This is a genomic window from Cellulosimicrobium sp. 4261, assembly GCF_040546915.1.
In the GTDB taxonomy this organism is placed as follows: Bacteria; Actinomycetota; Actinomycetes; order Actinomycetales; family Cellulomonadaceae; genus Cellulosimicrobium; species Cellulosimicrobium cinnabarinum.
Window position 1 is genome coordinate 45,483 of the sequence record NZ_JBEPOQ010000014.1, and the last position, 23,855, is coordinate 69,337.

A 23,855-nucleotide genomic window follows, 5' to 3' on the forward strand; every position below is an offset into this window, starting at 1 on the left:
CCGGAGCAGCGGCACCATCGCTGACGTGGGACGTCGTGCGCGCATCACCCGGTCCGGGGCCGCGCTCGGGCTGCTGCTCGGGCTCGCGCTCGGCACGACGGCGGGCTGCACCGTGAGCCGGCAGGAGCCGGGCCAGGCGACCGCCGCCGTCGCCGACGCGGTCGCGCAGGCCGGGTCGGCGGTCGAGACGACGCGGCTCACCGTGCGGCTGCTCGACGCCGACCGCGTGACGACGCCCGTCGCGGACGCCGCCGTGCTCGACCAGGTCCGGGTCCTCGAGGAGTCCACGACCGCCCTGACCACTCTGGTACCGCCGGACGACGTCTCGTCCGCGCAGCGCGACGCGGGCCTCGCGGCCGTCGCCGACGCGACGGCCGAGGTCGTCACCGCGCGCGCGTGGGTCGCACGGGAGGCGGGCGGCGACCTGTCGGCCGCCGGGGCGGTGCCGCTCACGGCGTCCGAGCTCCAGGCCGACCTCGCGCGCGCGGCCGACGACCTCGACACGGTGCTCGCCCTGGCGGGTGGCGCGTGAAGCAGCTGCTCGGTGTCGCGCTCGGCATCCTCACGGCGATCGGCGGGTTCGTCGACATCGGCGACCTCGTCACGAACGCCGTCGTGGGGTCGCGGTTCGGGCTGTCGCTCGTGTGGGTCGTGGTCGTGGGTGTCGTCGGGATCTGCCTGTTCGCGTCGATGTCGGGTCGCGTCGCGGCGGTGAGCGGTCGCGCGACGTTCGAGATCATCCGCGAGCGCCTCGGCCCGCGGGCGGCGGGCGCGAACCTCGCGGCGTCGTTCGCGATCAACCTCCTCACGCTCACCGCCGAGATCGGCGGCATCGCGCTCGCGCTGCACCTCGCGAGCAGCGTCGAGCCGCGGCTGTGGATGCCGGTCGCGGCGTTCGCCGTCTGGCTCGTGCTGTGGCGCGTGAAGTTCCAGGTGATGGAGAACGTCGCCGGCCTGCTCGGGCTGCTGCTCGTCGGGTTCGGGGTCGCGCTGTTCCTGCTGGGGCCGGACTGGGGTGAGCTGCTGCGCCAGGCGGTGCCGCCGTCGCCGCCCGCGACGGAGCACGTCGCGACGTACTGGTACTACGCCGTCGCGCTCTTCGGCGCCGCGATGACGCCGTACGAGGTGTTCTTCTTCTCCTCCGGCGCCGTCGAGGAGGGCTGGACCGCGAAGGACCTCGCGCAGAACCGGGTCAACGTGCTCGTCGGGTTCCCGCTCGGCGGGCTCCTGTCGGTGGCGATCGCCGCGTGCGCGGCCGTCGTGCTGCTGCCCGCGGGCATCGAGGTGTCGTCGCTGTCGCAGATCGTGCTGCCCGTCGCCGAGGCCGGGGGGACGCTCCTGCTCGCGGTGGTGATCGTCGGGATCGTCGCGGCGACGTTCGGCGCCGCGCTCGAGACCGCGCTGTCCAGCGGGTACACGCTCGCGCAGTACCTCGGCTGGTCGTGGGGGAAGTTCCGCCGCCCGGCGCGCGCCGCACGCTTCCACCTGACGATGGTCGTCGCGCTGCTGCTCGCCGTGGCGATCCTCATGACGAGCGTCGACCCGGTGGCGGTCACCGAGATGTCCGTCGTGTTCTCCGCGGTCGCGCTGCCCCTCACCTACGTGCCGATCCTCCTCGTGACCAACGACCCGGAGTACATGGGCGAGCACGTCAACGGGCGCGTGACCAACGCGCTCGGCATGGTCTACCTGGTGATCGTCGTCGTCGCGGCGGTGGCGGCGGTCCCCCTGATGATCGCGACGGGAGCAGGGTCATGAACCGCGACGACTCCGTGCCGACCGGGGTGCGCCTCGTGGACGCGCGCCTGCACCTGCTGAGCCGCCAGGTGCTCGACGTCGACGGCGAGCCGGTCACCACCGTCGACGACCTGGAGCTCGTCGCCGCGCCCGCCGGGGACGACGACGCGCCCGACCGCTCGCCGGACGACCGCCCGCGGGACGCGGTGCCCGGCGAGCCGGCGGAGGTCGGCGCGGTCCTCACCGGCCCGGTGCTCGTGACGCGCCTGCTCGGCGGCCGACCGCCCGCGTCCCGCTGGGAGCGGGTGCCGTGGTCCGACGTCGGGCACGTGGGCACGGCGCTCGAGCTCACCGTCCGCGCGGACTCGCTCGACCTGCACTGGACCGAGGACTGGCTGCGCGAGCACGTGGTCGGCCGCGTCCCGGGGGGCCGGCACGACCCCGAGGAGGGGTCGTGATCCTCGGCGACCTGCTCGACGCGCGCGTCCTCGGGCCCGACGGCGAGGACCTCGGGTTCCTCGTCGACGTGCGCCTCGCGCTCGACACGCTGCCCGACGACGCCCCGCCCGCGGGCGGGGCCGACCCCGACGACGCGCACCGCGAGGACCGGGCGCTGAGCGAGCAGGTGCGACGGCGCAGCCGCGTCGGGCGCGCGCGGGTCGTCGGGGGCCTCGTGAGCCCGCGGACCGGGTCGTCGTTCCTCGGGTACGAGCGCACGGGCGTCACGGCGCCGTGGCCGGTGCCGCAGCTCGTGCGGCGCCGGCACCGCGGCACGTTCCTCGTGCCGTGGGACGACGTCGCCGCCGTCGGGCGGGGCGAGGTCCGGCTCGCGCAGGGCTACCGGCGCCAGGACGCCGCCCTCCCCTGACGACGCCGCGCGTTGCGAGCGCCGCGCGGCCCCGTGACGCTGGACGGGACGGTGGAGCCAGCCGCCGCCGGCCGTCCCGGGCGGCACGACCGCCCGGCGCCACGGGAGGACCCCATGAAGGCGCTTTTCGTCAGCTGCACGCTCAAGAGCTCCCCGGAGCCGTCCAACACCGAGGCGCTCGGGCGCGTGGTCGCCGAGGCGCTCCAGGACCGCGGGGTGGAGGTCGAGCACGTCCGCCTCGTCGACCTCGCCGTGCCGCCCGGCGTCGTCACCGACGTGGGCGAGGGCGACGAGTGGCCGCGCGTGCACGAGCGGCTGCTCGCGTCGGAGATCCTCGTGGTCCTCACGCCCACGTGGCTCGGGCGCCCTTCGTCGCTCGCGCAGCGCGTGCTCGAGCGCATGGACGCGATGATCTCCGAGGAGGGGCCCGAGGGGATGCCGGTCGCCTACAACCGGGTCGCGGGGGTCGTGGTCACGGGCAACGAGGACGGCGCGCACCACGTCATCTCGGAGGTGAGCGGCGCCCTCGCGGACATCGGCTACACGATCCCGGGCCAGGCGTGGACCTACTGGAACCAGGGCCCGGGCCCCGGGCCGGACTACGTCCAGACCGGTCACGGCCACGAGTGGGCGCGCGAGACGGGGCGCCTCATGGCGCACAACCTGCACGCCGTCGCGGCGGCGCTCGCGGCGCACCCCGTCCCCGCTCCCGGCTCCTGACCGACGGCCCCTACGACTCCGCGATCCGCTTGATCGCCGCGAGCCGGCGGTCCCACGCCGCCCCGATGGCTTCGAGAGCGCGCGCGGTCTCGCCGAGCCGGGTCCCGACGGCCCGGTGCCGGACCTCTCGTCCCACGCGGACGGACTCGACGAGCCCGACCTCCGCGAGCACGGCGAGGTGCTTCGCGATGGCCTGACGGCTCACGGGGAGCCGCTCGGCGAGCGCGGACGCCGAGAGGTCCGCGCTGCCGAGCTCCTGGAGGATCCGCCACCGGGTGTCGTCCGCGAGCGCGGAGAACACCGGCGCGAGCTCCGTCGACGCTGCGCTCACGCGTGCCCGCCCTCGCCCGCGAGCGCGCCCTCGAGCAGCTCGACGAGCTCGTCGAGCTCGCTCGTCCACCCCTGCCGGTGGCTCTCGAGCAGCTCGTCGGGGTCGGCGGCCCGCTCGAACCCCGTCTCGACGACGTGCAGGACGGTCGTCGGCCCCTGCGGCTCGAGCGTGAAGCGCGCGACGGTCGACGTCGTCTCGTCCAGGGGCTGCCCGACCGGGGTCCCCCACCGGAAGGCGAACGTCGTCGTGGGGTCGTACTCCTCGATGCGCACCTGGACGTCGGGGACGTCGGGCCAGCTGAACACGCCCTCGCCGCCGACGCGCAGGTCGGGCAGGGAGGTGCGCCGCCCGAACCAGCGGCTGATGAGGTCCTCCTGGGTGAGCGCCGCCCAGACGCGGGCGGCCGGGGCGTCGATCGTCACGGTCCGGGTGACGGTGTACGACGCCGTGTCGACGACGGCCGGCTCGTTGGTGGTGGTCATGGTGCGTCCTCTCCGTGGGGAAGGTCTTGCTGTGCAACTCCACGGTTGCACTGTGCCGGGTCGAGCGCAACCCCCAGGTTGCATCTGGGCCCACGACGCCTCACCCGCCTCCGAGCGCGATCCCCGCCACGGCGGCCGCGAGGCACACGAGCAGCATCCCCAGCGCGTGCACGAGCGCGACCGTGCCGCGGCCCGCGAGCAGGAGCCGCGCCCCCTCCACCGACGCCGTCGAGAACGTGGAGTACCCGCCGAGGAACCCGACGCCGAGCACCGCCACGACGTCCCCCTGGCCCGGGTGCGTCGCCCCCCAGCCCGTGAGGAGCCCCAGCAGGAAGCACGCCGTCACGTTGACCACGAGCGTCCCGAGGGGCGTCGACCAGCGGTTGTGCCGCGCGACGACCGTGTCGAGGAGGAACCGGGACGCCGCCCCGAGACCGCCCGCGACGGCGACGAGCAGCAGGTCGGGGAGCCCCGTCACCGCGCGCCACCGCCCCGGGCGACGCGCCGCCGTCGGGCCGCGGCCCCGAGCGCGACCCCGCCCACCGCCGCCGCGACCCCCAGCGCGACGCTCCCCAGCGCGTAGGCCGCGCCGAGGGCGGCGTGCCCGCCGCTCGCGAGGCGCTCGACCTCGACGACGAACGTCGAGTACGTCGTGAAGCCCCCGAGCACGCCCGTGCCGCACCCGAGCCGGACGGCGCGGCGCCCGCCCGAGTCGGGGCCCGCGCGCAGCAGCGTCTCGAGCAGCGCGCCGAGCACGAACGAGCCGACGAGGTTGATCCAGAACGTCGTCCACGGCCACGCTCCCGGCACGGGCGCGAACGCCTGCTCGAGCAGCGCGCGCGCCGTCGTGCCGACCGCTCCCCCGGCCGCGACGAGGCCCGCGAGCGCGAGCAGCGGGGTCCGGCGCGTCACCTCTCCCACGGGGTGCGGAGCTCCTTCCAGTCCACGACGGCGAGCGGGACCGTGAGCACCGGACGGTGCTGGTGGTGGGCCAGGTGCACGGCGACCGACCCCTCGACGAGCTCGCGCACGTGGGCGAGCGAGCCCTGCGCGCGCGAGCCGACGACGATCACCGCCGCGTCGACGGCGCGCGCGAGGTGGGTCAGCGCGCGGTCGGGCCGCCCCGCGAGGTAGCGCAGCTCCCACGGCACGCGTGCTCCCGCGAGCTCCGCGGCGACCTCGGCGCGCAGGCGCTCGGCGGTGCCCTGCCAGGCGTCGTCGGCGGAGTCCGGGTCGAGGGACGCGTGCGTCACGGACCCGTCCGGGTGCTCCTCGACCACGGCGCGCGACGCGTCGGCGTACGCCGCGACGAGGCGGGACCTGGCGGCGTCCGCCCAGGCCGCCGCCGTGCGGACGACGAGCGGGTCACCGCCCGGGACGACGCCCACCACCACGGCGTGCCCCGCGAACGGGACCATCCGGTCGAGCGCGGGCTGGGGCACCGGCCCCGCGTGCGGCCGTGCTCTCATGCGGCCTCCTCCCGCGGGCAGCGTCCTGCCCGCCGACGTGCGACGAGTCAGGAACCATCAGCCCTGGCGGCGGTTCGGGCGGCTGCGCCCCGGCGGGATCCATCACCGCTCCCAGCGTAGCCAGCGCCGGGACCGTCCACTCAGCCGGCCTTGGGCTTCGCGAACTTCTTCTCCTCGAACGACTTGGCCAGCTCGTGGTCGGTGACGACGAACCCGACCGCCTGCGCGACCGGGAGCACCTGGTCGCGCTCCAGGCCGTCGTCGATCCCGAGCCGGTACATGATCACGACGGTGCCCGTGCTCAGCATGACCGACGGCGCGTCCCCGTCGTCGAGGATCGCGTACGAGCCCTGGAACCCGGGCTGCGGGACCGCCGCGGCGAGGGTCGGGTGGGCCGGGCCGGTGGTGTCGGCCACGGGGTCGCCCTCGGGCGCGTCGTTGAACGCCGCGGCGGCGCGCTCGGCCTCCTCCTTCGAGCCGACGTCCAGCACGACGACGTCGAGCGCGACGGTCGGGCCGTCGTCGGACACGACGCGCGCCTCGAACCCGGCCTGGCACGAGCCCGCGAGGGCCTGGATCGCGGGGATCGCCGGGACGTCGTCGCACGCGAAGTCGCGCCGCGCGACGAGGGCGATGCGGTCGTCGTTGACGAGGTAGTCGTTGTCGGAGAAGTACTCCCACGACAGGGGCGCGAGCCCGGGGCCCTTCTCGGGGTCCATCTCCGCGCCCGCGCGGTACTCCTGCGCGAGCCACGGCTCGTCGTCCGTGACGTCGGTGTCCGCGGGGTCCTCGGTCTCCTCCGGCTCCGGCTCCGGCTCGGGCTCCGTCGGCGCGTCCGACGTCGCGGGCGCCTGCTCGGCCGTCGGCCCGGGGTCGGGCGCGGCGTCGTCGCGCAGCCCGAACCACACGCCGAGGGCGCCCGCGACGAGCACGAACGCGCCCAGGCCGGCGAGCACCGGCACGAGCCACGGGCGACGGCCGCGGCCCGGCGGCGTCGCGTACGGGGAGAAGCCGTACGGGTCCGACGGCGGCACGGTCGCCGTCGGGACGACCGTCGCGTCGTCGGGCGCGCCGTAGCCCGGGCCCGACGGCGCCCCGTACGGCGCGGACGGCGTGCCGTAGGGAGCAGGGGGCGGGGTGCCGTGGGTCGGGGCGCCGTAGGGCGCCCCGGGCGCGCCCGCGTACGCCCGGGGCGGCGGGGGCGCGGTGTGCCCGGACGACGTCGCGGCGGGCGGCCACGTCGCACCGGTCTCCGCGGGGGGCCAGGTCGCGCCCGTGTCCGTCGGCGGGAGCGTCCGGTGCGGGTCCGGGCCGCGGTAGCCCTGCGGCGCGGGCGGCGCCCCGCGCTGCCCGTAAGGGTCCGTGCCGTACGGGACCTGGGCGTGGGGCTGCCCGGGACCGGGCGGAGGCGGCGGGGGCGGCGTCCCGCCCGGGGTCGCGGCGCCGTCGTCCCCGTACCGCCGCGGCGGCCGCATGACGGTCTGGTCGTCGACCGGCTCGTACGGCTCGGTGGGGTCGGACATCGGGCGGGTCCTCTCGTCGTGGGCGGCCCGTGCAGGGTATCCCGGGAGCCGCGCCGCACCGGTGGTCCGCCGAGCGGCGTCTCAGTCGAGCGGGTCGCGCGCGAGGGGGCACGTCATGCAGTGCCCGCCGCCCCGGCCGCGCCCGAGCTCCGCCCCGACGATCGTCACGACCTCGACGCCCGCGCGCCGCAGCGCCGCGTTGGTCAGGGTGTTGCGGTCGTAGGTGACGACGACGCCCGGCTCGACGGCGACGGCGTTGTTCCCCGAGTCCCACTGCTGCCGCTCGGACGCGTACGCGTCGCCCGCCGTCTCCACGACGCGGAGCGCGGGCAGGTCCAGGGCGCCCGCCACCACGTCGACGAAGGGAGTGTCGCCCTCGTCGGTGATCTCGACGCCCGGCGAACGGTCCGACGGCCGCAGCGTGAACGTGTGGATGCCGTCGACGATCGCCGGGTGCACCGTCACGAGGTCGCGGTCCGCGAACGTGAACACGGTGTCGAGGTGCATCGCCGCGCGCAGCCGCGGCATGCCCGCGACGACCACCTGCTCCGCCGCGCCCGCGTCGAACAGCGCCTTCGCCAGCTGCGAGATCGCCTGCCGCGACGTGCGCTCGCTCATCCCGACGAGCACCGCGCCGTTGCCCACCGGCATGACGTCGCCGCCCTCCAGCGTGGCCTGCCCCCAGTCCTGCTCCGGGTCGCCCCACCACACCGTCGACTCCCGGTACTCGGGGTGGAACGTGTAGACCGCCTTCATGAGGAGCGTCTCCTCCTGGCGCGCCGGCCAGTACAGCGGGTTGAGCGTCAGGCCCCCGTAGACCCAGGACGTCGTGTCCCGCGTGTACAGCGTGTTGGGCAGCGGCGGGAGCAGGTACTCGAACCCGCCCGTCGACTCGCGTGCGAGGTTCACGTAGCCGGTGCGGTAGTCGTCGGGCAGGTCGGTCGTCGCCAGGCCGCCCACGAGGAACCGCGCGAGCTCGCGCTCGCTGAGCGAGTCGAGGTAGGCGCGCGTGCCCTCGACGAGCCCCAGGCCCACCTGGTTCGGCACGACCCTGCGGTCGAGCACCCACGCCCGCGCCTCGGGGATAGCGAGCGTCTGCGCGAGGAGGTCGTGCAGCTCGACGACCTCGACGCCCCGGTTCGTCAGCTTGTTGACGAAGTCGAGGTGGTCGCGCTGGGCCGCCTCCACCCACATGACGTCGTCGAAGAGGAGGTCGTCGGAGTTCGTCGGGGTCAGCCGCTCGTGCGCGAGGCCCGGCGCGCACACGAGGACCTTGCGCAGGCGCCCCACCTCGGAGTGGACGCCGTGCTGGGAGGGCGGGACGGTGGACGGGACGGCGGACGCGACGCTCATGGGTGCTCCCTCTCGGTGGTGCGGTCGGTACGGTCCGGTGCTCTCACAGCGACACCCACCCCGCCGCGAGGCCGACGACGGCGAGCACCGCGAGCGCCACGACGACGCCGAGCAGCGCGAGCTCCGCGGGCCCGAACGCCCGCCGCCCCTGCTCGCGGCGCGTCATGACGAAGAGGACGGTGACGGGCGCGTAGAAGACGAACGCGAGCAGCGCGAGGTCGAGCCCGGCCGCGAAGAGCAGGAAGGCGGTGTACGCCGACGCGAGGACCGCCACCACGAGGTCGCCCGTCAGGGTGCGGGCGGGGGCGCCGTCGTACGTCTCGCGCGTGAGCCGCAGCCGCAGCGCGTACAGCGCGGCCAGCAGGAACGGGATGAGGGTCATCGAGGCGGTGAGGTCGAGCGCGAAGTCGAACGCGTCGTCCGAGAAGTAGGTGACGACGAGCACCACCTGCGAGAGCGCCGTGCTGAGCAGCAGCGCGTTCACCGGCACGTCCTCGCGGCGCGTGCGGGTGAGGAACCGCGGCATGTCGCGGTCCTTGGCCGCGACGAACAGGACCTCCGCGGCCATGAGGGTCCACGCGAGGTAGGCGCCCAGGACGGAGACGATCAGCCCGACGCCCACGAGCACGCTCCCCCACGGCCCGACCGCGGCCTCCAGCACGCCCGCCATCGACGGCTGGCGCAGCTCCGCGATCTCGGCCATCGGCAGGATCCCGTAGGACACGATCGTCACCGACGCGAAGATCGCGAGCACGCTCGTGAACCCGAGGATCGTCGCCCGGCCCACGTCCTCGCGGCGGCGTGCGTGCCGCGAGTAGACGCTCGCGCCCTCGACCCCGAGGAAGACGAACACGGTGACGAGCATCGTGTCGCGCACCTGGTCGAACAGCGACCCGGTGTACGAGGCGCCGTGGAGGTTCTCCGCGAAGACCGCGGGGTCGAACGCGAGGGCGGCGAGCAGGACGAACACGAGGATGGGCACGAGCTTGGCGATCGTGACGATCCGGTTGATCGCCGTCGCCTCCCGGATCCCCTGCCGTACGAGCGCGAAGAAGAGCCACAGCCCGACCGACGAGAGCACGAGCGCGAGCACCGTGTCGCCCGTGCCCAGGGCGGGCACCCACGCCCCGAGCGTCGACATGATGAGCACCCAGTACGTCACGTTGCCCACGCACGCGCTCGCCCAGTACCCGGCGGCGGCGTAGAAGCCCGTGAACTCCCCGAAGCCCGCCTTCGCGTACGCGTAGACCCCGGCGTCGAGCCCCGGCTTGCGCACCGCGAGCCGCTGGAAGACGAGCGCGAGCGTGAACATGCCCGCGCCCGCGACGAACCACGCCACGAGCGCACCCGCGACCCCGGTCTCCTGCGCGAAGCGGCGCGGGAGCGAGAAGACGCCCGCCCCGACCATGGACCCCACGACCATGGCCGTGAGCGTGAGCACGGTGACCTTCGTGGTGCCGGACGCCGTCCCCCGCGCCGTGTCCTCAGCGGCCATGCCCCACGCCCCTCGCGCTCGCGTGCCGGCCCGCGCCGAGCGGCTCGGCGGCGCCGTGCTGACCCGGTCGATGATGGCAGCGTCCCGGTCCGGTCGCGCGTCGGGTGACGGGGGTCCCTCGCGCGGCCTACCCCGGGCGCCGTACCCGCCGCCCGATCTCCTCCTCAGGGTGGACACGCGCGCGCGATCGGTACGCGTACGCTGCCCGTGGGTCGCCGGACGCGGCAGGGGGGAACTGCTCGACCGACGAGAGACCGACCGTCGTCCGACCCACCTCACCGCACATGGACATGCTCACCTGGACCGCCGTCGACCACCGGACCTGGCGCGCCCGCAGCGCCTCGCGCGAGTACGTCGTCCGGCGCGACGACACCGGCACCTGGACCCTCGACGGCCCCGACCGCACGTGGGCCGCGCTGCCGAACCTCGAGATCGCCCAGGAGGTCGCCGCGCTCGCCGACGAGGTGCACCACGACGACGACCTGATGACGAGCTACCACGTCGTGACCGCCACGGGCGCTCGGCGCGGCGAGCCGTTCGGCGCCGAGACGGACGAGGACGCGCTCGACGTGCTCCGGGCCCGGCGCCGGGCCGGCAACCTGCCGCTCGCACCCTTCCGCCTGGAGACCACCGACGGCCGCCTGGTCGGCTCGTGGGACAAGGCGGTCCAGATCCCGGGTCGGCCGGTCGGCGACGGGGCGCCCGGGCCGGCCTGACGCGTCGGGCGACGGCACCGGTCGGGACGGCGGCAGGACGCCGCCGGGAGGTCGAGCGGGTTCAGACCGTGCCCCGCCGCGCCGCGAGGGCGGCCCGCCGTCGTCGGCTGCTCTCGACGTGCGCCGTGGCGAGCTCCGCGGCCCGGTCGCCGTCCCGGGCGCGGACCGCCTCGAACAGCGCCAGGTGCTCCTCGGTGACGTCCGCGAGGTCGTCGTGCTGCGAGAGCGCCCACCGCATCCGGCTGCGGATGCCCTGCATCATGTCGTCGAGCAGACGGTTGCCCGCGAGCGCCGTGACGATCTCGTGGAAGTCGGCGGCCGAGCGGCGCGACCCCACCGGGTCGGCCGCGCGCGCACCCTCCTGCTCGCGGTCGAGCGCCGCGCGCAGGCGCTCCAGGCCCGCGGCCTCGTGGCGCTCGGCGGCGAGGCGGAACGCGAGCGGCTCGAGCACGGTGCGGACCTCGTCCAGGTCGGCGAGGTCGGCGTCGGTGAACGCCCGCACGACGGCCCACGTGTGCGGCCGCAGCGCGACGAGCCCCTCCCCCTCCAGGACCTTGAGCGCGTCGCGCACAGGGATGCGGCTCACGCCGAACCCGGCGGCGAGGTCGCGCTCGACGAGGCGCGAGCCGGGCTCGCGCACGCCGTCGAGGATCTCGTCCCGCAGCCGGGACGCGACCCGCGCGGACTCCAGCACTCGCTCCTCGGCTCCGGCCACGCGTCGATTCTCGCACCGGCCCGGGTGCCGTTGAGAGCCCGCGCGGACCGTGCGAGGGTGGACGAGACCGCGTCGAACGAGGGAGTTCCGATGACGAGCACCACCCGTACCCCCGCCCGCCCGGCCCGCAGCCGGGGGCGCCGCGCCCGCGTCGCCGGGGCGACCGCCCTCGCCGCGGCGATCGCGCTCGCGGCACCCGCCGCGGCGGTCGCGCCCGCGGCAGCACCCGCCGACGACGGCTACGAGGTGATCCTCGACGGCACGCAGGAGTCGTTCGACGCGTGGGAGTACGCGGGCGACGGCGGGTTCGACCGGCTCGACGACGGCACGGTGCGCAGCCGCGCCGGTGCGGGCGGTGGGTTCGGGACCCTCTGGTACCCGGTGCGGCAGTACGGCGACTTCTCGATGGTGGTCGAGTACCGCGACGACGCCCCCGGCGACGCGCGCGCGAACAGCGGGATCCAGGTGCGGTTCCCCGACCTGTCCGGGCCGGTCGAGGGCTGCCCCACGACGTTCAACGGCAACGAGACGGGCAACCTGTCGTGGATCGCGGTGAACTGTGGCCACGAGATCCAGGTCAACGACTCCCCCGAGGGCGGCTCGAACGACCCCCGCAAGACGGGCTCGGTCTACGGCTTCGCCGACCTCGCCCTCGACGAGGCCCGCCCCACCGCGAAGGGCACGTGGAACGAGCTGGAGGTGCGCGTCGTCGGGCAGCACTACACCGTGATCCGCGACGGCGTCGTGATCAACGAGTACGAGAACCTGCCGGGCGTGCCCTTCCCCGACCGCCCGCTCGACCCGGACTCGAGCTCGCGCGGGCTCGTCGGGTACGTCGGCCTCCAGGCGCACGGCTCCGCGCCGGACGTCGTGTCGTTCCGCGAGGTACGGGTCCGCGAGCTGCCGCCCGTCCACGTCGAGGCCGACGCGCGGTGCCTCGGCGGGACGGCGCACGTCGCCGTCCGCGCCGAGAACGTCGGGAGCGACCCGATCGACCTCACGCTCGGCACGCCGGCCGGCGAGCGCACGTTCGACGCCGTGCCGCCGGGGCGCAACGCGTACCGGTCGTTCAGCGCCCGGGCGGCGGCCGTCGACGCGGGCACCGCGACGCTCACGGTCCCCGGCGCCGACGGACCCGTGGTCGTCGAGACGCCGTACGAGGGCGTCGACTGCTAGCTGCGGGACGTGCGCCCGACGAGCGCGCGGAACGCGAGCGTGAAGCTGACCACCGCGACGAGCGCGATCGCGGCGACGCCCTGCCACAGCGCCGTCGCGTCCCATCCGTCCATGATCAGCGAGCGCAGCGCAGCGAGGAGGTAGGTCACCGGGTTGTACCGCGCGATCGTCGCGAGCCATCCCGTGAGCGCGTCGAGCGGGAGGAACGTCGTCGTGAGGAAGGCGAAGGGGAAGAACAGCAGGAAGCTCGAGTTCACGGCGGCCGGGTTGCCGGTGCGGAGCGCGATCGCGTACGGGAAGCCCGTGAAGGCGAGGCCCCAGAGGCCGGCGAGCAGCAGGAAGAGCAGGACGCCGGGCACCCCGGTCGCGAACTCGACCCCCAGCGCGAAGCCGAGCACCAGCACGGGGACGGACAGCGCCACGACGAGCACGAGGTCGGCGACCATGAGGCCGAGCAGGAGCGCGGTGCGGTGCATCGGGGTGAGCAGGAGCCGGTCGAAGTACCCGTCGGTGATGTCGGTGACCAGCGCGCTGGCACGGGACACGCCGGTCACCGCGAAGACGATGGCCACCGGGATCTGGAACGCCTGGAAGTCGCTCACCCCGGTCGCGGTCGCGACGTCGGACAGCGCGCCGACGTTGACGACGAAGAAGAACAGGGGGATGACGAGCGCGGGGACGATCGCCTCCGGCTCGCGCGGGATCTGCCGCAGCGCACGGATCGCGACCGAGGTCAGGTCGCGCCAGAACCCGGCGGGCCGGCCCGTGATGGTCCGGGCGGCGGCCGCGGCGCGGGACGTCGTCCCGGTCATGAGGGCTCCTCCTCGCCGTCGAGGATGCGCTGGCCGGTGACGCGGAAGAAGACGTCGTCGAGGGTGGGGCGGCGCAGCGTGAGCCCGTCGACCGGGACCCCTGCGCGGTCGAGCGCGAGGGCGACCGGGCTGACGGCCTGGGCGCCGTCGGTGACCGCGACGACGAGGCGCCGCTCGGCGACGTCGATGGAGTCGATGCCGTCGAGACCGTCGAGCGCGGCGCGGGCGCGGTCCGCGTCGGCGGAGGTCTCCACGACGACGAGGTCCGTGCCGACGGAGCTCTTCAGCGCGGTGGGCGTCCCCTCCGCGACGATCCGACCCCGGTTGATGATCCCGACGCGGCCGGCGAGCGCGTCGGCCTCCTCCAGGTACTGCGTGGTGAGGAAGACCGTCATGCCGAGCTCGCGGTTGAGGCGGCGCACCTCCTGCCACACGGCGGCGCGGCTCGTGGGGTCGAGGCCCGTCGTCGGCTCGTCCAGGAAGAGGACCTCGGGGTTGTGGACGAGCGCGAGCGCGAGGTCCAGGCGGCGCTTCATCCCGCCCGAGTACGTGCCGACACGCTCGTCCAGCGCGTCCCCGATGTCGATGAGCTCGCGCAGCGCCGCGACCCGCTGGTCCACCTCCCGGGAGGTCAGCCCGTAGAAGCGTCCTTGGAGGCGCAGCATCTCGACGCCGGTCTGCTTGTCGTCGAGCGCGGCCTCCTGGAGGGCGGCTCCGATCCGCAGCCGGACGGCGGTGGGGTCGCGCGCGACGTCGTGCCCGGCGACGACCGCCGTCCCGGCGGTCGGGGCGAGGAGCGTGCACAGGATCCGGGTCACGGTGGACTTCCCCGCCCCGTTGGGGCCGAGGAACCCGTACACCTCCCCGGCCGCGATCGCGAGGTCGACGCCGTCGACGGCCTGGTGCTGACCGAAGCGGCGCTCCAGGCCTCGCGCGACGATGGCGGCGTCCGGCATGGTCTCCTCCTCCGTGCCCGGCGGCGGCCGCACCACGGACCCCGCACATTCCTCAGTCTGCTGAGGAATGTGCGGCAGCGCACGGGGAGCGACCCGCGCAGCGCGCGGTCCGCGCCCGCCCCACGAACCGGGTCAGATCTCCGAGCCCGCGCCCACCGTGACCTCGACGTGCGGGGCGTCCCCGAGGTCGCGCGTCGCGACGACGACGCCGCGCTGCCGGTAGTCCCCGGCGCGCGGGGTCGCCGGGACGGGCGCGAGCGCGTCCGGGCCGCTCCCGGCGCGCACCTGCACGCCGTCCGCGGTCGCCGCGACGCGGTAGACCACCCGGCGCGAGCGGCCGCCGAGGTCCAGGTCGACGGCGAGCCCGTCCGCCGCCGCGGGCAGCACCGGGTCGACGACGACCTCCCCGCCGCGCTCGGTCAGCCCGAGGACGCCCTGGACGAGCTGGCGCAGGTAGATGCCCGGACCGCTGGAGTACACGCGCCACCCGCCGCGCACCCCGACGCTGCCGTCGCGGAGCCCGTCGAAGTCGCGCGCGAAGCTCTCGCGGTCGGGGAAGTCCGCGTCGCTCGACGAGAAGTAGGCGTTGCGCTGGCGCGGGGCGGCGTGCGCGAGGCGCCGGCCGAGGTCGACCGGGCTGATGCGCAGCAGCTCGTCGAGCGCGCGACCGCGGCCCAGGGCCGCGAGCGCCTCGACGTAGCGGATGTGCGCGTGGACGTACATGAGCCCGATCTCGCGGCCGACGTTCGCGGCCTGCTCGGCGCGCAGGAACGTGTGCGGCACGCCCTCGTCGAACGCGGCCGGGTGGTCCATGAGACGCACGCCGTCGGGGAAGTGCAGGTGCTCCAGCACGAGCCGCTCGTGCTCCGCGGCCTCCTCGGGCGTGAGGATGCCCGCGATGATCGACTGCGTCATGGGGATGAGGCGGTACCGCATCCCGGAGACGGTGTCCGACGGGTGGATGACGAGCTCGTCGCCGTCGGCGCCGTGGCGCACGTACCCGGCGAGGACGCCGTCCACGAGGGCGCGCTCGCGCAGGTCCGCGCGGACCTCCGCCGCGAGTGTGCCCGCGCGCCCGGAGAGCGCGGCGAGGTCGTCGCGGCCGGCGGTCGTGCGGGCGAGCAGCTCCGCGGCCTGCACGAGCAGCGCGGAGGTCCACGTCGACGCCAGGTCGGTGCGCATGCGCGGGTCGGCGGGCTGGAGCGTGTCGTCCCAGTCGCCCTCGCCGTAGGCGGGCAGCGCCGTGCCGGGCAGGCGGTCCCGGTCGAGGTGGTCGAGCAGGCGGGTCACGTGGTCGCTGACGGTCGCCGCGGCGTCGGGCCCCGAGGCGGCCGGGCGCCGCTGCTCGTGGTCCCAGAACGGGACGACCTCGTCGAGCACGGCGAGGTCGCCGCTCGCCTCCAGGTACTGGGCGAGCGCGAACAGCGGCCACACGACGACGTCACCGTGCGAGGAGTCGTTGTACCGCTCCGCGTAGGCGTCGAACATGAACCACTGCGGGAACTCGCCCCACGTGTGCTGGTGGGCCAGGACGCGCAGCACGATCTCGCGTGCGACGTCGTGGCGGCCGCCCGCGAGCGCGAGCTCGAACGGGCCCTGGCACACGTCGCGCGTGCCCCACGCCGCGCCCGAGTACTGCTCCAGGCCGTGCGGCACGAGGAGATGGATCAGCGCGTCGTGCACGTACCAGGGCACGAGGAGGTCGAGCTCCTGCGTCTCGACCGTCGCGTGCGGCGCGAACCGCAGCCCGCGCATCACGCCGCGGACGGTCTCGACGTGGCGCGCGAGGGTCGCGTCGACGTCGGCCAGGGGGTCGTGCGCGCCCGCGAGGAGCCCGAGCGCGGCGTCGGTCCCGCGCAGCGAGCCGGTGAGCGCGAGCGTGAGCGACCCGGTGCCGGTCGTGCTCGTGAGGCGGCGGGTCGCAGCGCCCCCGGCGCCGGTCTCCGAGCCGGTCTGCGTGGCGGTCTCCTCCACGGCGAGCCGCGCGGACGACGCCAGGGCGTACCGCAGGTCCGGGTAGTGCGCGTCGACGTCGCCGCCCGGCACGGGCCGCACCACGACGGCGTCGCCCGGGGCCGCGGGGACGTGCTCGGCGAGCCAGCCGCCCGCCTCGTCCTCGAGCTCGAGGGTCGCGGTGACGTGCAGCGGGCGCTCGCAGCGCACGGAGACGTCGATGCGGTTCTCGCGGTCGTGCGCGACCGTCCGCACGTCGACCCGCCCGAGCGGCGTCTCGTAGAGCCAGCGGACGCCGCCGACGTCGAGCACGAGCGCGGACGGCAGGCCGAGGAGCCGGGGCCCGCGCCCGTCGTCGACGAGCACGCGCAGGCCGCTGCTGCGCAGCAGGTTGAGGTGGTGGCGGTGCACCGTCGCGAGGCGGTTCGCCGTGGTGTTGCCGAGCACGACGTGCGACGCGAAGACGCCGGGCGCGAACGCGGTCGTGGACAGGACGTCGTCGGTGGGCAGCACGTCGTCGCCCGCCTTGAGCACGTGCCCGTGCGAGCGCTCGGTGACGGTGTCCTTGCGCGCGTCGACGACGTGCGTCCCCGTCGCGGTGAAGAACGACAGGAGCGTGCCGTCGGCGTCTCGCTCGGGCAGGAGCACGTCGTCGGACCCCAGGCCCACGGCGGCGAGCAGCCCGGCCTCGTCGAGCTCGTCGCCCGCGAGGAGCGGGGCGTCGCGCAGCGCGGAGGCGGTCGGCGTGAAGGGTGCGGTCGGGCGGTCGGCGGCCGCGGCGGCGACCGCGGCGGCGGCCCAGCCGGACACCTCGTCGAGGTGCGCCGCGAGCGGCCCGGGGGCGTCGGCGTCGACCACGGTCACGGCGTGCACGACCGCGGTCCCGCCCGAGAGGTCGAGCGGGCGCGAGACGAGCGTCGGCATCGCGTACTCGTACTGGAGCACGCCCGGCTGCACCGGACCGAGGAGGCCGTGCGGCAGCCCGTCGCGGCGCGAGCGCGCGGTGAAGACCTGGAGCGAGTCCGTGAGGTGCGCGACGGCGCCCTCGACGAGGAACGCGACCGCGAGCGGGAGGCGCGGCTGCGCGGACATGGTCTGCCGGCTGACGAGCACGGTCCCGGCGTCGGGGTGCTCGAGCGCGCGGTGCAGCAGGTACTGGCACACGTACGGCTCGCTCGACAGCGCCGCGGCGGGCGGCGCGAGCGCCAGGTCCTGCGCGTGCACGACGTCGTAGCGCGTGCCGTCGTCCGTCGCGGGGCCGGCCGTGAGGTCGACGCGCCAGACGAGCGCGCGCCCGTCGAGCGTGAGCGCGACGCGCGTGGCGAGCTCGAGCGCCGCGCCCGACCACACGACGCGGTCGGCGCCGACCTCGACCGCCGTCACGGCGGGGGCCGAGCCGGTGAGGCGCGCGACCTCGACCGTGCCGTCCGGGCGCGTGGCGCGCAGCAGGATCCCGCCGGGCATGCGGTCGTGCTCGCCCGGCAGGTACTGGTTCACGAGCAGGCCGTCCGTGCTGACGGCGCGCACGTCGCCGCCGCCGGTGAGCTCGACGGTCAGGCCGCCCGAGGTGAGCGTGGCGCGGGCGGGGGTCTCGGTCGCGGTGAGGGTCACGCGGTCTCCTGCTCGGTGGTGCGGGGCTCGGGTGCTGCGGGCGACGTGCCGTCGGGGCGCAGCAGCGCGAGGAACTGGTCGAAGAGGGCGACCATGTCGACGTTGTCGGGGTCGAGCAGCCACTGGAGCTGCAGGCCGTCCATGACGGCGGAGAAGAGCTGGCCGATCGCCGCCGGGTCGACCTCGGGGCGCAGCTCGCCCCGGGCGACGGCGTCCTGGAAGCGGGTGTCGTCCTGGTGGCGCAGCGCGCGGTAGCGGTCGCGAACGACGTCGTGCGCGGGGTGGCTCGCGTCCGTCGCCTCGGCCGCGACCACCACGTGGAGGGACACGAGGCCGGGCGTCTCGGCGTTCCGCCGCACCTGGTCGCGGATGGTCGTCAGCAGGTCGGCGCCGGCGGCCTCGTCCTCGCCGCGGCGCACCCGGTCGCGCCGGTCGCGCTCCTCCAGGGTCGCCGTGAGGAGACCGGCCTTGCTGCCGAAGTGGTGCAGCAGCCCGGCCTCGGAGATCCCGACGCGGGCCGCGATCTCGCGCAGCGAGCTGCCGCGGAAGCCCTGCTCGCCGAACACCTCCACCGCCGTGCGGAGGATCTCGCGGCGGCGCTGCTCGCCGCGGACGATGCGGCGGTCCGGGAGGCCGGCCGCCGTCGTGCCGCGAGCGCCCGTCGCGGTCGTCGTCCCCGGGCCCCCGGCCGTCCCCGTCGTGGCGCCGCCACCTGCGGGGTCGCTCTCGTTCATCACCGTCTCCTTCGGCAGGTCTGTCGGCGCCAACGGTACGGCCTGGACGCCCCGGTTGAAAATACTAACCGAGCGCACGCTAAGGTAGTTTCCACAGCGGCTCACACGGACGAGCCGACTGCTCGATGAGGAGGATTGCTCATGAAGCTCGGACGCAAGGCGGTCGCCATCGGCGTCGTCGGACTCCTGGCCCTGACCGCGTGCGGTCGCGCGGACGACGACTCCACGGGTGGTGAGACCAGCGCCGGATCCACCACGACGGTGGACGACGCGCCCGCGGAGGGTGACATCACGATCTGGGCGATGGGTGAGGAGGGCGAGAAGCTGCCCGACTTCGTCCAGGGCTTCACGGAGGAGAACCCCGACGCGAACGTCGAGGTCACCACGATCCCGTGGGCCGACGTCATGACGAAGTTCCAGACCGCCGTCGCCGCGGGCACCGTGCCCGACGCGATCATGATCGGCTCGTCCTTCATGCCGACGATGGTCGCGACCGGCGGCCTCGCCCCCGTCCCCGAGGGCCTCGTCGACAACGCCGACTTCGTCGAGGGCGCCGCCGCCTCGACCGTCGCCGACGGCGTCGCGTACGGCGTGCCGTGGTACGTCGAGACGCGCGTCCTGTACTACCGCTCCGACCTCGCCCAGGCCGCGGGCGTCGAGGCTCCCACCAGCTGGGAGGAGCTCACCGCGTTCGCGGAGGCCATGAAGGCCAACGGCTCGACCTACGGCCTCCAGCTCCCGATGGGCGACGCCGAGGACTCGACGCAGGTCATCCTGCCGTTCTACTCGCAGGCCGGCGGCTCCGTCCTCAACGAGGCCGGCGACGGGTTCGACCTCGACAACCAGGCCATGGTCGACGCGCTCGACTACTACGCGTCCTTCTTCACCGAGGGCCTGTCGCCGCTGTCCGGCTACGGCGACTCGCAGAACAGCGCGTTCGTCGACGGCTCCGACCCGGCGTTCATCTCCGGGCCGTGGATGGTCAACGTGCTCGCCGACCTCCAGGGCGACGACTGGGTCGAGCAGAACGTGGCCACCGTGCCCGTGCCTGCCGGCTCCGCCAACAACGACTCCTACATCGGCGGCGCGCACCTCGGCGTCTTCGCCGAGGCCAAGAACGCCGACGGCGCCTGGAAGCTCATCCGCTGGCTCTCCGAGCCCGAGACGCAGCAGGCGTGGTTCGACGCGACGAGCGACCTGCCCGCGCTGAACAGCGCGTGGGACTACGAGGCGCTCACCTCGAACCCCCGCACGCAGGTGCTCCAGGAGCAGCTCGAGAACACGATCGCCCCGCCGACCGTCCCGAGCTGGGACGAGCTCTCGGCCACCATCGAGACCGAGGCCGAGAAGGTCGCCAACGGTCAGGTGACCTCCGAGGACGCGGCCAAGGCCATCCAGGCCAAGGCCGACACGCTCGGGCTCGGCTGGTAACAGGGCCCGTCGGTCATGACCACCACCACCGAGGGACGGCGCCGGCGTACGGCCGGCGCCGTCCACCGGCGACGGCAAGCGCTCGTCGCCTGGCTGTTCGCGCTCCCGTTCGTCGCGGTCTTCACGGTCTTCATGCTGGGGCCGCTGCTCGCGTCGTTCGGAATGTCGTTCTCGGACCTCACGATCCGTGACATCAAGACCCCGTTCGCGGTGAACTTCGTCGGGATCGAGAACTTCACCGGCGTCTTCCAGGACGAGCTGTTCCGCAAGGCGCTGGTCAACACCTTCTACTTCGTCCTCGTCGGCATCCCGCTGACGATGGTGCTCGGCCTCGCCCTGGCCGTCGCGCTCAACTCGGGCATCGAGAAGTTCCGGAGCGTCTTCCGGGTCGGCTTCTACACGCCCGTCGTGACGTCGATCGTCGCCGTGGCGGTCGTCTGGCGGTTCATCCTCCAGGACTCGGGCCTCGTCAACACCGTGCTCGGCTGGGTCGGGATCGACGGTCCCGACTGGCTCAACGACAGCACGTGGGCGATGCCGTCGATCATCCTCATGGCCGCGTGGCGCAACATGGGCACGCTCATGATCATCTTCCTGGCCGGCCTCCAGGCGATCCCCCGCGACGTCTACGAGGCGGCCGAGGTCGACGGCGCCGGCTCGTGGCGGCGCTTCCGCTCCATCACGGTCCCGCTGATGCGCCCGACGCTGCTGCTCGGCGCGGTGCTGCTGTCGGTCGGCTTCCTCCAGGTGTTCGAGGAGCCCTTCGTCATGACCAAGGGCGGCCCGGTCAACTCGACGCTGACCATCAGCTACTACGTCTACAACCAGTTCGGGTACGGCAACTACGCGTTCGCCTCCGCAGCCGCGTACGTGCTCTTCGCGCTGATCGCCGCCCTCGCCGCCGTCCAGTTCCGCCTGCTGCGGTCGAAGGAGGATTGACATGACCGTCACGTCCTCGCGGACCCCCTCCGCGACGTCGGCTCCGGAGGGCGCGCCGCGCCGTCGGGCACGACGCCCGATCCGCTGGTCGCGCGGCGCCACGTACACCGCGCTCGTCGTCGGGCTGCTCCTGACGCTCATGCCGTTCATCTGGATGGCGCTCGGCAGCTTCAAGACGCAGGGCGAGCTCCTGCAGCGGCCCATCACCTGGTGGCCCCAGAACCCGACGCTCGACAACTACGAGCGGTGGCTGTCCCAGCTCAACTACGGGCAGTACTTCACCAACTCGATCGTCGTCGCCGTCGCCGTGGTGCTCGGCAACATCATCTTCTGCTCGATGGTCGGCTACGCCCTCGCGAAGATGCAGTTCCCCGGCAAGAAGGTGCTGTTCGCGCTCGTCATGCTCACGCTCATGGTCCCGGGCGTCGTCACGCTCGTGCCGATGTTCGTGCTCGTGTCCAACATGGGGCTCGTCAACACCTACCCGGCGCTCATCCTGCCGTTCCTCGCCGGCCCGCTCGGCGTGTTCCTCATGCGGCAGTTCATGCTCGGCATCCCGGACGCGCTCATCGAGGCCGCCCGGATCGACGGCGCGGGCGAGTTCCGGGTCTTCTTCCGGATCGTGCTCCCCCAGTGCGGGCCGCCGCTCGCGACGCTGAGCATCCTCACGTTCCTCGGGTCGTGGAACAACTTCCTGTGGCCCCTGGTCGTCGCGCAGACGGAGAACATGTACACCCTCCCCGTCGCGCTCTCGCTGTACTCGGTCGGCTCGAACGGCACCTACTACGGCCTGCTCATGGCCGGGTCCGTGCTCGTCGTGACGCCGATCCTCATCCTGTTCCTGTTCCTGCAGCGCTACTTCGTGCAGGGCATCGCCATGACCGGCATCAAGTGACCGGCGACCGACGAGGAGAGCCTGTGTCGATCACCTTCCCCGAGTCCTTCGTCTGGGGCGCCTCCACGGCGGCCCACCAGATCGAGGGCAACAACGTCAACAGCGACTGGTGGGCGCGCGAGGTCGACCCGGCCTCGACCCTCGCCGAGCCGTCGGGCGACGCCGCCGACTCCTACCACCGGTACGCCGAGGACATCCGGCTCCTGGCCGAGTCCGGGCTCACCTCGTACCGGTTCTCGATCGAGTGGGCGCGCATCGAGCCGGCCGAGGGCCGCTTCTCGCGGGCCGAGCTCGACCACTACCGCCGCATGATCGACTGCTGCCTCGAGCACGGGGTCACGCCGCTCGTCACGCTGCACCACTTCACGTCGCCGCGCTGGTTCGCGGAGGACGGCGGCTGGACCGACCCGCGGTCCGTCGACCGGTTCGCGCGGTACGTCGAGCACGTGCTGCCGCTGCTCGACCGCGCGTCGCACGTGTTCACCATCAACGAGCCGAACATCCTCGCGATGATGATCACGGCCGCCAAGGGCGCCGAGCAGCTCCAGGCCGGCACCATGCACGCGCCCGACCCGGTCGCGACCGAGCACCTCGTCGCCGCGCACCGCCGGGCCGTCGAGCTCGTGCGGACCGTCGGGGTGCCCGTCGGGTGGCCCGTCGCGCCGCAGCAGTTCTTCGCCGACCCGGGCGCCGAGGAGGTCCTGCGCGAGTACGCCTACCCGCGCGAGACCGTCTTCCTCGAGGCCTCGCGCGGCGACGACTTCGTCGCCGTCCAGGCCTACACGCGCACGCGCATCACCGTGGACGGGCCGCTGCCCGCGCCGGAGGACTCGGAGAAGACGCTCACCGGGTGGGAGTACTACCCGGCCGCCATCGCGGAGGCCGCGCGCCTCGGGCACGAGATCACCGGCCTGCCGGTCCTCGTCTCCGAGAACGGCATCGCGACGGCGGACGACGCGCGCCGCATCGACTACACGCGCGACGCCCTGCGCGCGCTGCACGCCGAGATGGAGGCGGGCCTCCCGCTGCTCGGCTACCTGCACTGGTCGCTGCTCGACAACTACGAGTGGGGCTCGTTCGCGCCGACGTTCGGGCTCGTCGCGTGGGACCCGGAGACTTTCGAGCGCACGCCCAAGCCCAGCCTCGGCTGGCTCGGCGGCGTCGCCCGCGGGACCGTCTCGCTCGACGGCTGACGCGCCGCGGTCACGACCGCGCCGCACCCCTCGCACGTCACGACGCGGGGCAGGGACGACGTCCCTGCCCCGCGTCGTGCGTTCGCCCGGGTCGCGTCATCCCGCCGCGCGGGCGTCCGTCTCGAACTGCGCCGCCGCGGCGACGGTGTCCGGGTTCTCCAGGAGCGCCGCGCAGAGCGCGGTGGACAGCGTGAGGTCCTCGATCCCGCGGGCCGCGAGCGCCGCGACCTGGGCCGTGTCGCGCAGGCTCGCCGCGAGCACGCGGCAGCCCTGGCCCGACGCGCGCAGCGCGGCGTGGAGGTCGGCCGTCTGCCCGACCCCGTCGAGCCCCAGGTCGCTCATCCGCCCGACGTAGGGCGCGATCCAGCCCGCGCCCGCCGCGTCCGCGACGAGAGCCTGCGACGCGTGGTAGACCGCCGTCGCGAGCACGGGCACCCCTTCGCGCGTGAGCCGACGGGAGACGGCGAGCCCGTCGCGCGTCGCCGGCAGCTTCACGACGACGTCCGGGCCGAGGTCGGCGAGCTGCCGCCCGTGGGTCTCGAGCGCCGTCTCGTCCGGCCCGACGGCCTGCAGGAACACCGTCCCGGCTCCCGCCGCGCGGGCCCACCGGAGCACGGTGGGGACGTCGTCGACGGTGAGGCCCGCGCGGCGCAGGATCGTCGGGTTCGTGGTGACGCCGGCGAACAGGCCGGTCGCGAGCAGCCGCTCGACCTGGTCGCGGTCGGCGGAGTCGATGTACAGCATGC

The 23,855-nt window shown here is 74.4% G+C and carries 25 protein-coding genes and 1 riboswitch; of the genes, 11 read left to right on the forward strand and 14 right to left on the reverse strand.

The genetic code is table 11. The features are described 5' to 3' along the window. Positions 1–25 precede the first annotated feature (25 nt). From ABIE39_RS15565 to ABIE39_RS15585, 5 genes are all read left to right on the forward strand, one after another. Complete coding sequence (locus tag ABIE39_RS15565; protein WP_114552902.1) at positions 26–532, forward strand: hypothetical protein; 507 nt, start codon at positions 26–28, stop codon at positions 530–532. Then, on the forward strand, positions 529–1,758 hold the full coding sequence (locus ABIE39_RS15570) for an NRAMP family divalent metal transporter (protein WP_354052458.1): 1,230 nt from the start codon (positions 529–531) through the stop codon (positions 1,756–1,758). Before ABIE39_RS15565 ends, ABIE39_RS15570 begins: the two co-directional genes overlap by 4 nt. Then, entirely contained in the window at positions 1,755–2,195 is a 441-nt protein-coding gene (locus ABIE39_RS15575; protein ID WP_114552904.1) for a hypothetical protein, read from the forward strand. Before ABIE39_RS15570 ends, ABIE39_RS15575 begins: the two co-directional genes overlap by 4 nt. Then, the gene (locus tag ABIE39_RS15580; protein WP_354052460.1) at positions 2,192–2,605 is read left to right on the forward strand and encodes a PRC-barrel domain containing protein; all 414 of its coding nucleotides are present in this window, start codon (positions 2,192–2,194) and stop codon (positions 2,603–2,605) included. Before ABIE39_RS15575 ends, ABIE39_RS15580 begins: the two co-directional genes overlap by 4 nt. 114 nt (positions 2,606–2,719) lie before the next feature. Continuing rightward, positions 2,720–3,325, forward strand: coding sequence for an NAD(P)H-dependent oxidoreductase (locus tag ABIE39_RS15585; RefSeq protein ID WP_114552906.1), 606 nt, complete (start codon positions 2,720–2,722; stop codon positions 3,323–3,325). A gap of 10 nt (positions 3,326–3,335) precedes the next feature. Here the strand turns inward: ABIE39_RS15585 and ABIE39_RS15590 are convergent, their stop codons facing one another. The 8 genes from ABIE39_RS15590 to ABIE39_RS15625 form a co-directional block, all read right to left on the reverse strand. Beyond that, on the reverse strand, positions 3,336–3,656 hold the full coding sequence (locus tag ABIE39_RS15590) for a metalloregulator ArsR/SmtB family transcription factor (protein ID WP_114552907.1): 321 nt from the start codon (positions 3,654–3,656) through the stop codon (positions 3,336–3,338). Continuing rightward, the gene (locus ABIE39_RS15595) at positions 3,653–4,138 is read right to left on the reverse strand and encodes an SRPBCC domain-containing protein (protein ID WP_354052462.1); all 486 of its coding nucleotides are present in this window, start codon (positions 4,136–4,138) and stop codon (positions 3,653–3,655) included. The genes ABIE39_RS15590 and ABIE39_RS15595 overlap by 4 nt, the downstream gene beginning before the upstream one ends. A 100-nt stretch (positions 4,139–4,238) precedes the next feature. Next, positions 4,239–4,616: a CrcB family protein gene (locus ABIE39_RS15600; RefSeq protein WP_175009471.1), complete on the reverse strand. Its 378-nt coding sequence runs from the start codon at positions 4,614–4,616 to the stop codon at positions 4,239–4,241. Further along, on the reverse strand, positions 4,613–5,059 hold the full coding sequence (locus tag ABIE39_RS15605; protein WP_255437311.1) for a FluC/FEX family fluoride channel: 447 nt from the start codon (positions 5,057–5,059) through the stop codon (positions 4,613–4,615). Before ABIE39_RS15605 ends, ABIE39_RS15600 begins: the two co-directional genes overlap by 4 nt. Then, on the reverse strand, positions 5,047–5,607 hold the full coding sequence (locus ABIE39_RS15610) for a universal stress protein (RefSeq protein WP_114552910.1): 561 nt from the start codon (positions 5,605–5,607) through the stop codon (positions 5,047–5,049). Before ABIE39_RS15610 ends, ABIE39_RS15605 begins: the two co-directional genes overlap by 13 nt. Before the next feature lie 41 nt (positions 5,608–5,648). Beyond that, positions 5,649–5,723: riboswitch (Fluoride riboswitch) on the reverse strand. A gap of 24 nt (positions 5,724–5,747) precedes the next feature. Continuing rightward, positions 5,748–7,130, reverse strand: coding sequence for a hypothetical protein (locus ABIE39_RS15615; RefSeq protein WP_354052464.1), 1,383 nt, complete (start codon positions 7,128–7,130; stop codon positions 5,748–5,750). An 81-nt stretch (positions 7,131–7,211) separates the two neighbouring features. Continuing rightward, the gene (locus ABIE39_RS15620; protein WP_354052465.1) at positions 7,212–8,483 is read right to left on the reverse strand and encodes an arginine deiminase; all 1,272 of its coding nucleotides are present in this window, start codon (positions 8,481–8,483) and stop codon (positions 7,212–7,214) included. Between the two features lie 43 nt (positions 8,484–8,526). Further along, complete coding sequence (locus ABIE39_RS15625) at positions 8,527–9,978, reverse strand: basic amino acid/polyamine antiporter (RefSeq protein WP_209829294.1); 1,452 nt, start codon at positions 9,976–9,978, stop codon at positions 8,527–8,529. A 284-nt stretch (positions 9,979–10,262) separates the two neighbouring features. Here ABIE39_RS15625 and ABIE39_RS15630 point away from each other — a divergent pair, with 284 nt between their 5' ends. Next, the gene (locus tag ABIE39_RS15630) at positions 10,263–10,694 is read left to right on the forward strand and encodes a hypothetical protein (RefSeq protein ID WP_114553709.1); all 432 of its coding nucleotides are present in this window, start codon (positions 10,263–10,265) and stop codon (positions 10,692–10,694) included. 61 nt (positions 10,695–10,755) lie between these two features. Here ABIE39_RS15630 and ABIE39_RS15635 read toward each other — a convergent pair whose 3' ends face one another. Then, positions 10,756–11,409, reverse strand: coding sequence for an FCD domain-containing protein (locus ABIE39_RS15635; protein ID WP_175009467.1), 654 nt, complete (start codon positions 11,407–11,409; stop codon positions 10,756–10,758). Positions 11,410–11,499: 90 nt separating this feature from the next. On the opposite strand from ABIE39_RS15635, the gene ABIE39_RS15640 reads away from it, so the two are divergent. Further along, positions 11,500–12,585 carry a 3-keto-alpha-glucoside-1,2-lyase-like domain-containing protein gene (locus ABIE39_RS15640; protein ID WP_175009466.1) on the forward strand — a complete coding sequence of 362 codons (1,086 nt, stop codon included), beginning with the start codon at positions 11,500–11,502 and terminating at the stop codon, positions 12,583–12,585. On the opposite strand, the gene ABIE39_RS15645 is transcribed toward ABIE39_RS15640, so the two are convergent. From ABIE39_RS15645 to ABIE39_RS15660, 4 genes are all read right to left on the reverse strand, one after another. Beyond that, on the reverse strand, positions 12,582–13,397 hold the full coding sequence (locus tag ABIE39_RS15645) for an ABC transporter permease (protein ID WP_209829296.1): 816 nt from the start codon (positions 13,395–13,397) through the stop codon (positions 12,582–12,584). The two genes, ABIE39_RS15640 and ABIE39_RS15645, sit on opposite strands and share 4 nt — an antisense overlap. Beyond that, positions 13,394–14,353: an ATP-binding cassette domain-containing protein gene (locus tag ABIE39_RS15650; protein ID WP_175009464.1), complete on the reverse strand. Its 960-nt coding sequence runs from the start codon at positions 14,351–14,353 to the stop codon at positions 13,394–13,396. Before ABIE39_RS15650 ends, ABIE39_RS15645 begins: the two co-directional genes overlap by 4 nt. Before the next feature lie 132 nt (positions 14,354–14,485). After that, positions 14,486–17,917, reverse strand: a complete 3,432-nt coding sequence (locus ABIE39_RS15655; RefSeq protein ID WP_354052467.1) for a GH36-type glycosyl hydrolase domain-containing protein — start codon at positions 17,915–17,917, stop codon at positions 14,486–14,488. Beyond that, positions 17,914–18,651, reverse strand: coding sequence for a TetR family transcriptional regulator (locus ABIE39_RS15660; protein ID WP_175009462.1), 738 nt, complete (start codon positions 18,649–18,651; stop codon positions 17,914–17,916). The genes ABIE39_RS15655 and ABIE39_RS15660 overlap by 4 nt, the downstream gene beginning before the upstream one ends. A 141-nt stretch (positions 18,652–18,792) precedes the next feature. Between ABIE39_RS15660 and ABIE39_RS15665 the strand changes: the two genes are divergently transcribed. The 4 genes from ABIE39_RS15665 to ABIE39_RS15680 are packed head-to-tail and all read left to right on the forward strand — an operon-like array spanning position 18,793 to position 23,109. Then, the gene (locus tag ABIE39_RS15665; RefSeq protein ID WP_074803927.1) at positions 18,793–20,082 is read left to right on the forward strand and encodes an extracellular solute-binding protein; all 1,290 of its coding nucleotides are present in this window, start codon (positions 18,793–18,795) and stop codon (positions 20,080–20,082) included. Positions 20,083–20,097: 15 nt separating this feature from the next. Further along, complete coding sequence (locus ABIE39_RS15670) at positions 20,098–21,021, forward strand: carbohydrate ABC transporter permease (RefSeq protein ID WP_021481814.1); 924 nt, start codon at positions 20,098–20,100, stop codon at positions 21,019–21,021. A 1-nt stretch (position 21,022) separates the two neighbouring features. Then, positions 21,023–21,916 (forward strand): carbohydrate ABC transporter permease, encoded by an 894-nt coding sequence (locus ABIE39_RS15675; RefSeq protein WP_194227950.1) that lies wholly within the window; start codon positions 21,023–21,025, stop codon positions 21,914–21,916. Positions 21,917–21,939: 23 nt separating this feature from the next. Next, positions 21,940–23,109, forward strand: coding sequence for a glycoside hydrolase family 1 protein (locus tag ABIE39_RS15680; protein WP_502914881.1), 1,170 nt, complete (start codon positions 21,940–21,942; stop codon positions 23,107–23,109). A 96-nt stretch (positions 23,110–23,205) separates the two neighbouring features. On the opposite strand, the gene ABIE39_RS15685 is transcribed toward ABIE39_RS15680, so the two are convergent. Further along, a complete protein-coding gene (locus ABIE39_RS15685; RefSeq protein ID WP_175009460.1) occupies positions 23,206–23,853 on the reverse strand; it encodes a transaldolase family protein in 648 nt (215 codons plus the stop codon). Between the last annotated feature and the right edge of the window lie 2 nt (positions 23,854–23,855).

Bases quoted from the DNA above. Each gene is read 5' to 3' on its own strand.
- ABIE39_RS15575 (WP_114552904.1), top strand. From the start codon at position 1,755: ATGAACCGCGACGACTCCGTGCCGACCGGGGTGCGCCTCGTGGACGCG.
- ABIE39_RS15585 (WP_114552906.1), top strand. From the start codon at position 2,720: ATGAAGGCGCTTTTCGTCAGCTGCACGCTCAAGAGCTCCCCGGAGCCG.
- ABIE39_RS15595 (WP_354052462.1), bottom strand. From the start codon at position 4,138: ATGACCACCACCAACGAGCCGGCCGTCGTCGACACGGCGTCGTACACC.
- ABIE39_RS15610 (WP_114552910.1), bottom strand. From the start codon at position 5,607: ATGAGAGCACGGCCGCACGCGGGGCCGGTGCCCCAGCCCGCGCTCGAC.
- ABIE39_RS15615 (WP_354052464.1), bottom strand. From the start codon at position 7,130: ATGTCCGACCCCACCGAGCCGTACGAGCCGGTCGACGACCAGACCGTC.
- ABIE39_RS15620 (WP_354052465.1), bottom strand. From the start codon at position 8,483: ATGAGCGTCGCGTCCGCCGTCCCGTCCACCGTCCCGCCCTCCCAGCAC.
- ABIE39_RS15625 (WP_209829294.1), bottom strand. From the start codon at position 9,978: ATGGCCGCTGAGGACACGGCGCGGGGGACGGCGTCCGGCACCACGAAG.
- ABIE39_RS15630 (WP_114553709.1), top strand. From the start codon at position 10,263: ATGGACATGCTCACCTGGACCGCCGTCGACCACCGGACCTGGCGCGCC.
- ABIE39_RS15640 (WP_175009466.1), top strand. From the start codon at position 11,500: ATGACGAGCACCACCCGTACCCCCGCCCGCCCGGCCCGCAGCCGGGGG.
- ABIE39_RS15645 (WP_209829296.1), bottom strand. From the start codon at position 13,397: ATGACCGGGACGACGTCCCGCGCCGCGGCCGCCGCCCGGACCATCACG.
- ABIE39_RS15650 (WP_175009464.1), bottom strand. From the start codon at position 14,353: ATGCCGGACGCCGCCATCGTCGCGCGAGGCCTGGAGCGCCGCTTCGGT.
- ABIE39_RS15660 (WP_175009462.1), bottom strand. From the start codon at position 18,651: ATGAACGAGAGCGACCCCGCAGGTGGCGGCGCCACGACGGGGACGGCC.
- ABIE39_RS15665 (WP_074803927.1), top strand. From the start codon at position 18,793: ATGAAGCTCGGACGCAAGGCGGTCGCCATCGGCGTCGTCGGACTCCTG.
- ABIE39_RS15670 (WP_021481814.1), top strand. From the start codon at position 20,098: ATGACCACCACCACCGAGGGACGGCGCCGGCGTACGGCCGGCGCCGTC.
- ABIE39_RS15675 (WP_194227950.1), top strand. From the start codon at position 21,023: ATGACCGTCACGTCCTCGCGGACCCCCTCCGCGACGTCGGCTCCGGAG.
- ABIE39_RS15685 (WP_175009460.1), bottom strand. From the start codon at position 23,853: ATGCTGTACATCGACTCCGCCGACCGCGACCAGGTCGAGCGGCTGCTC.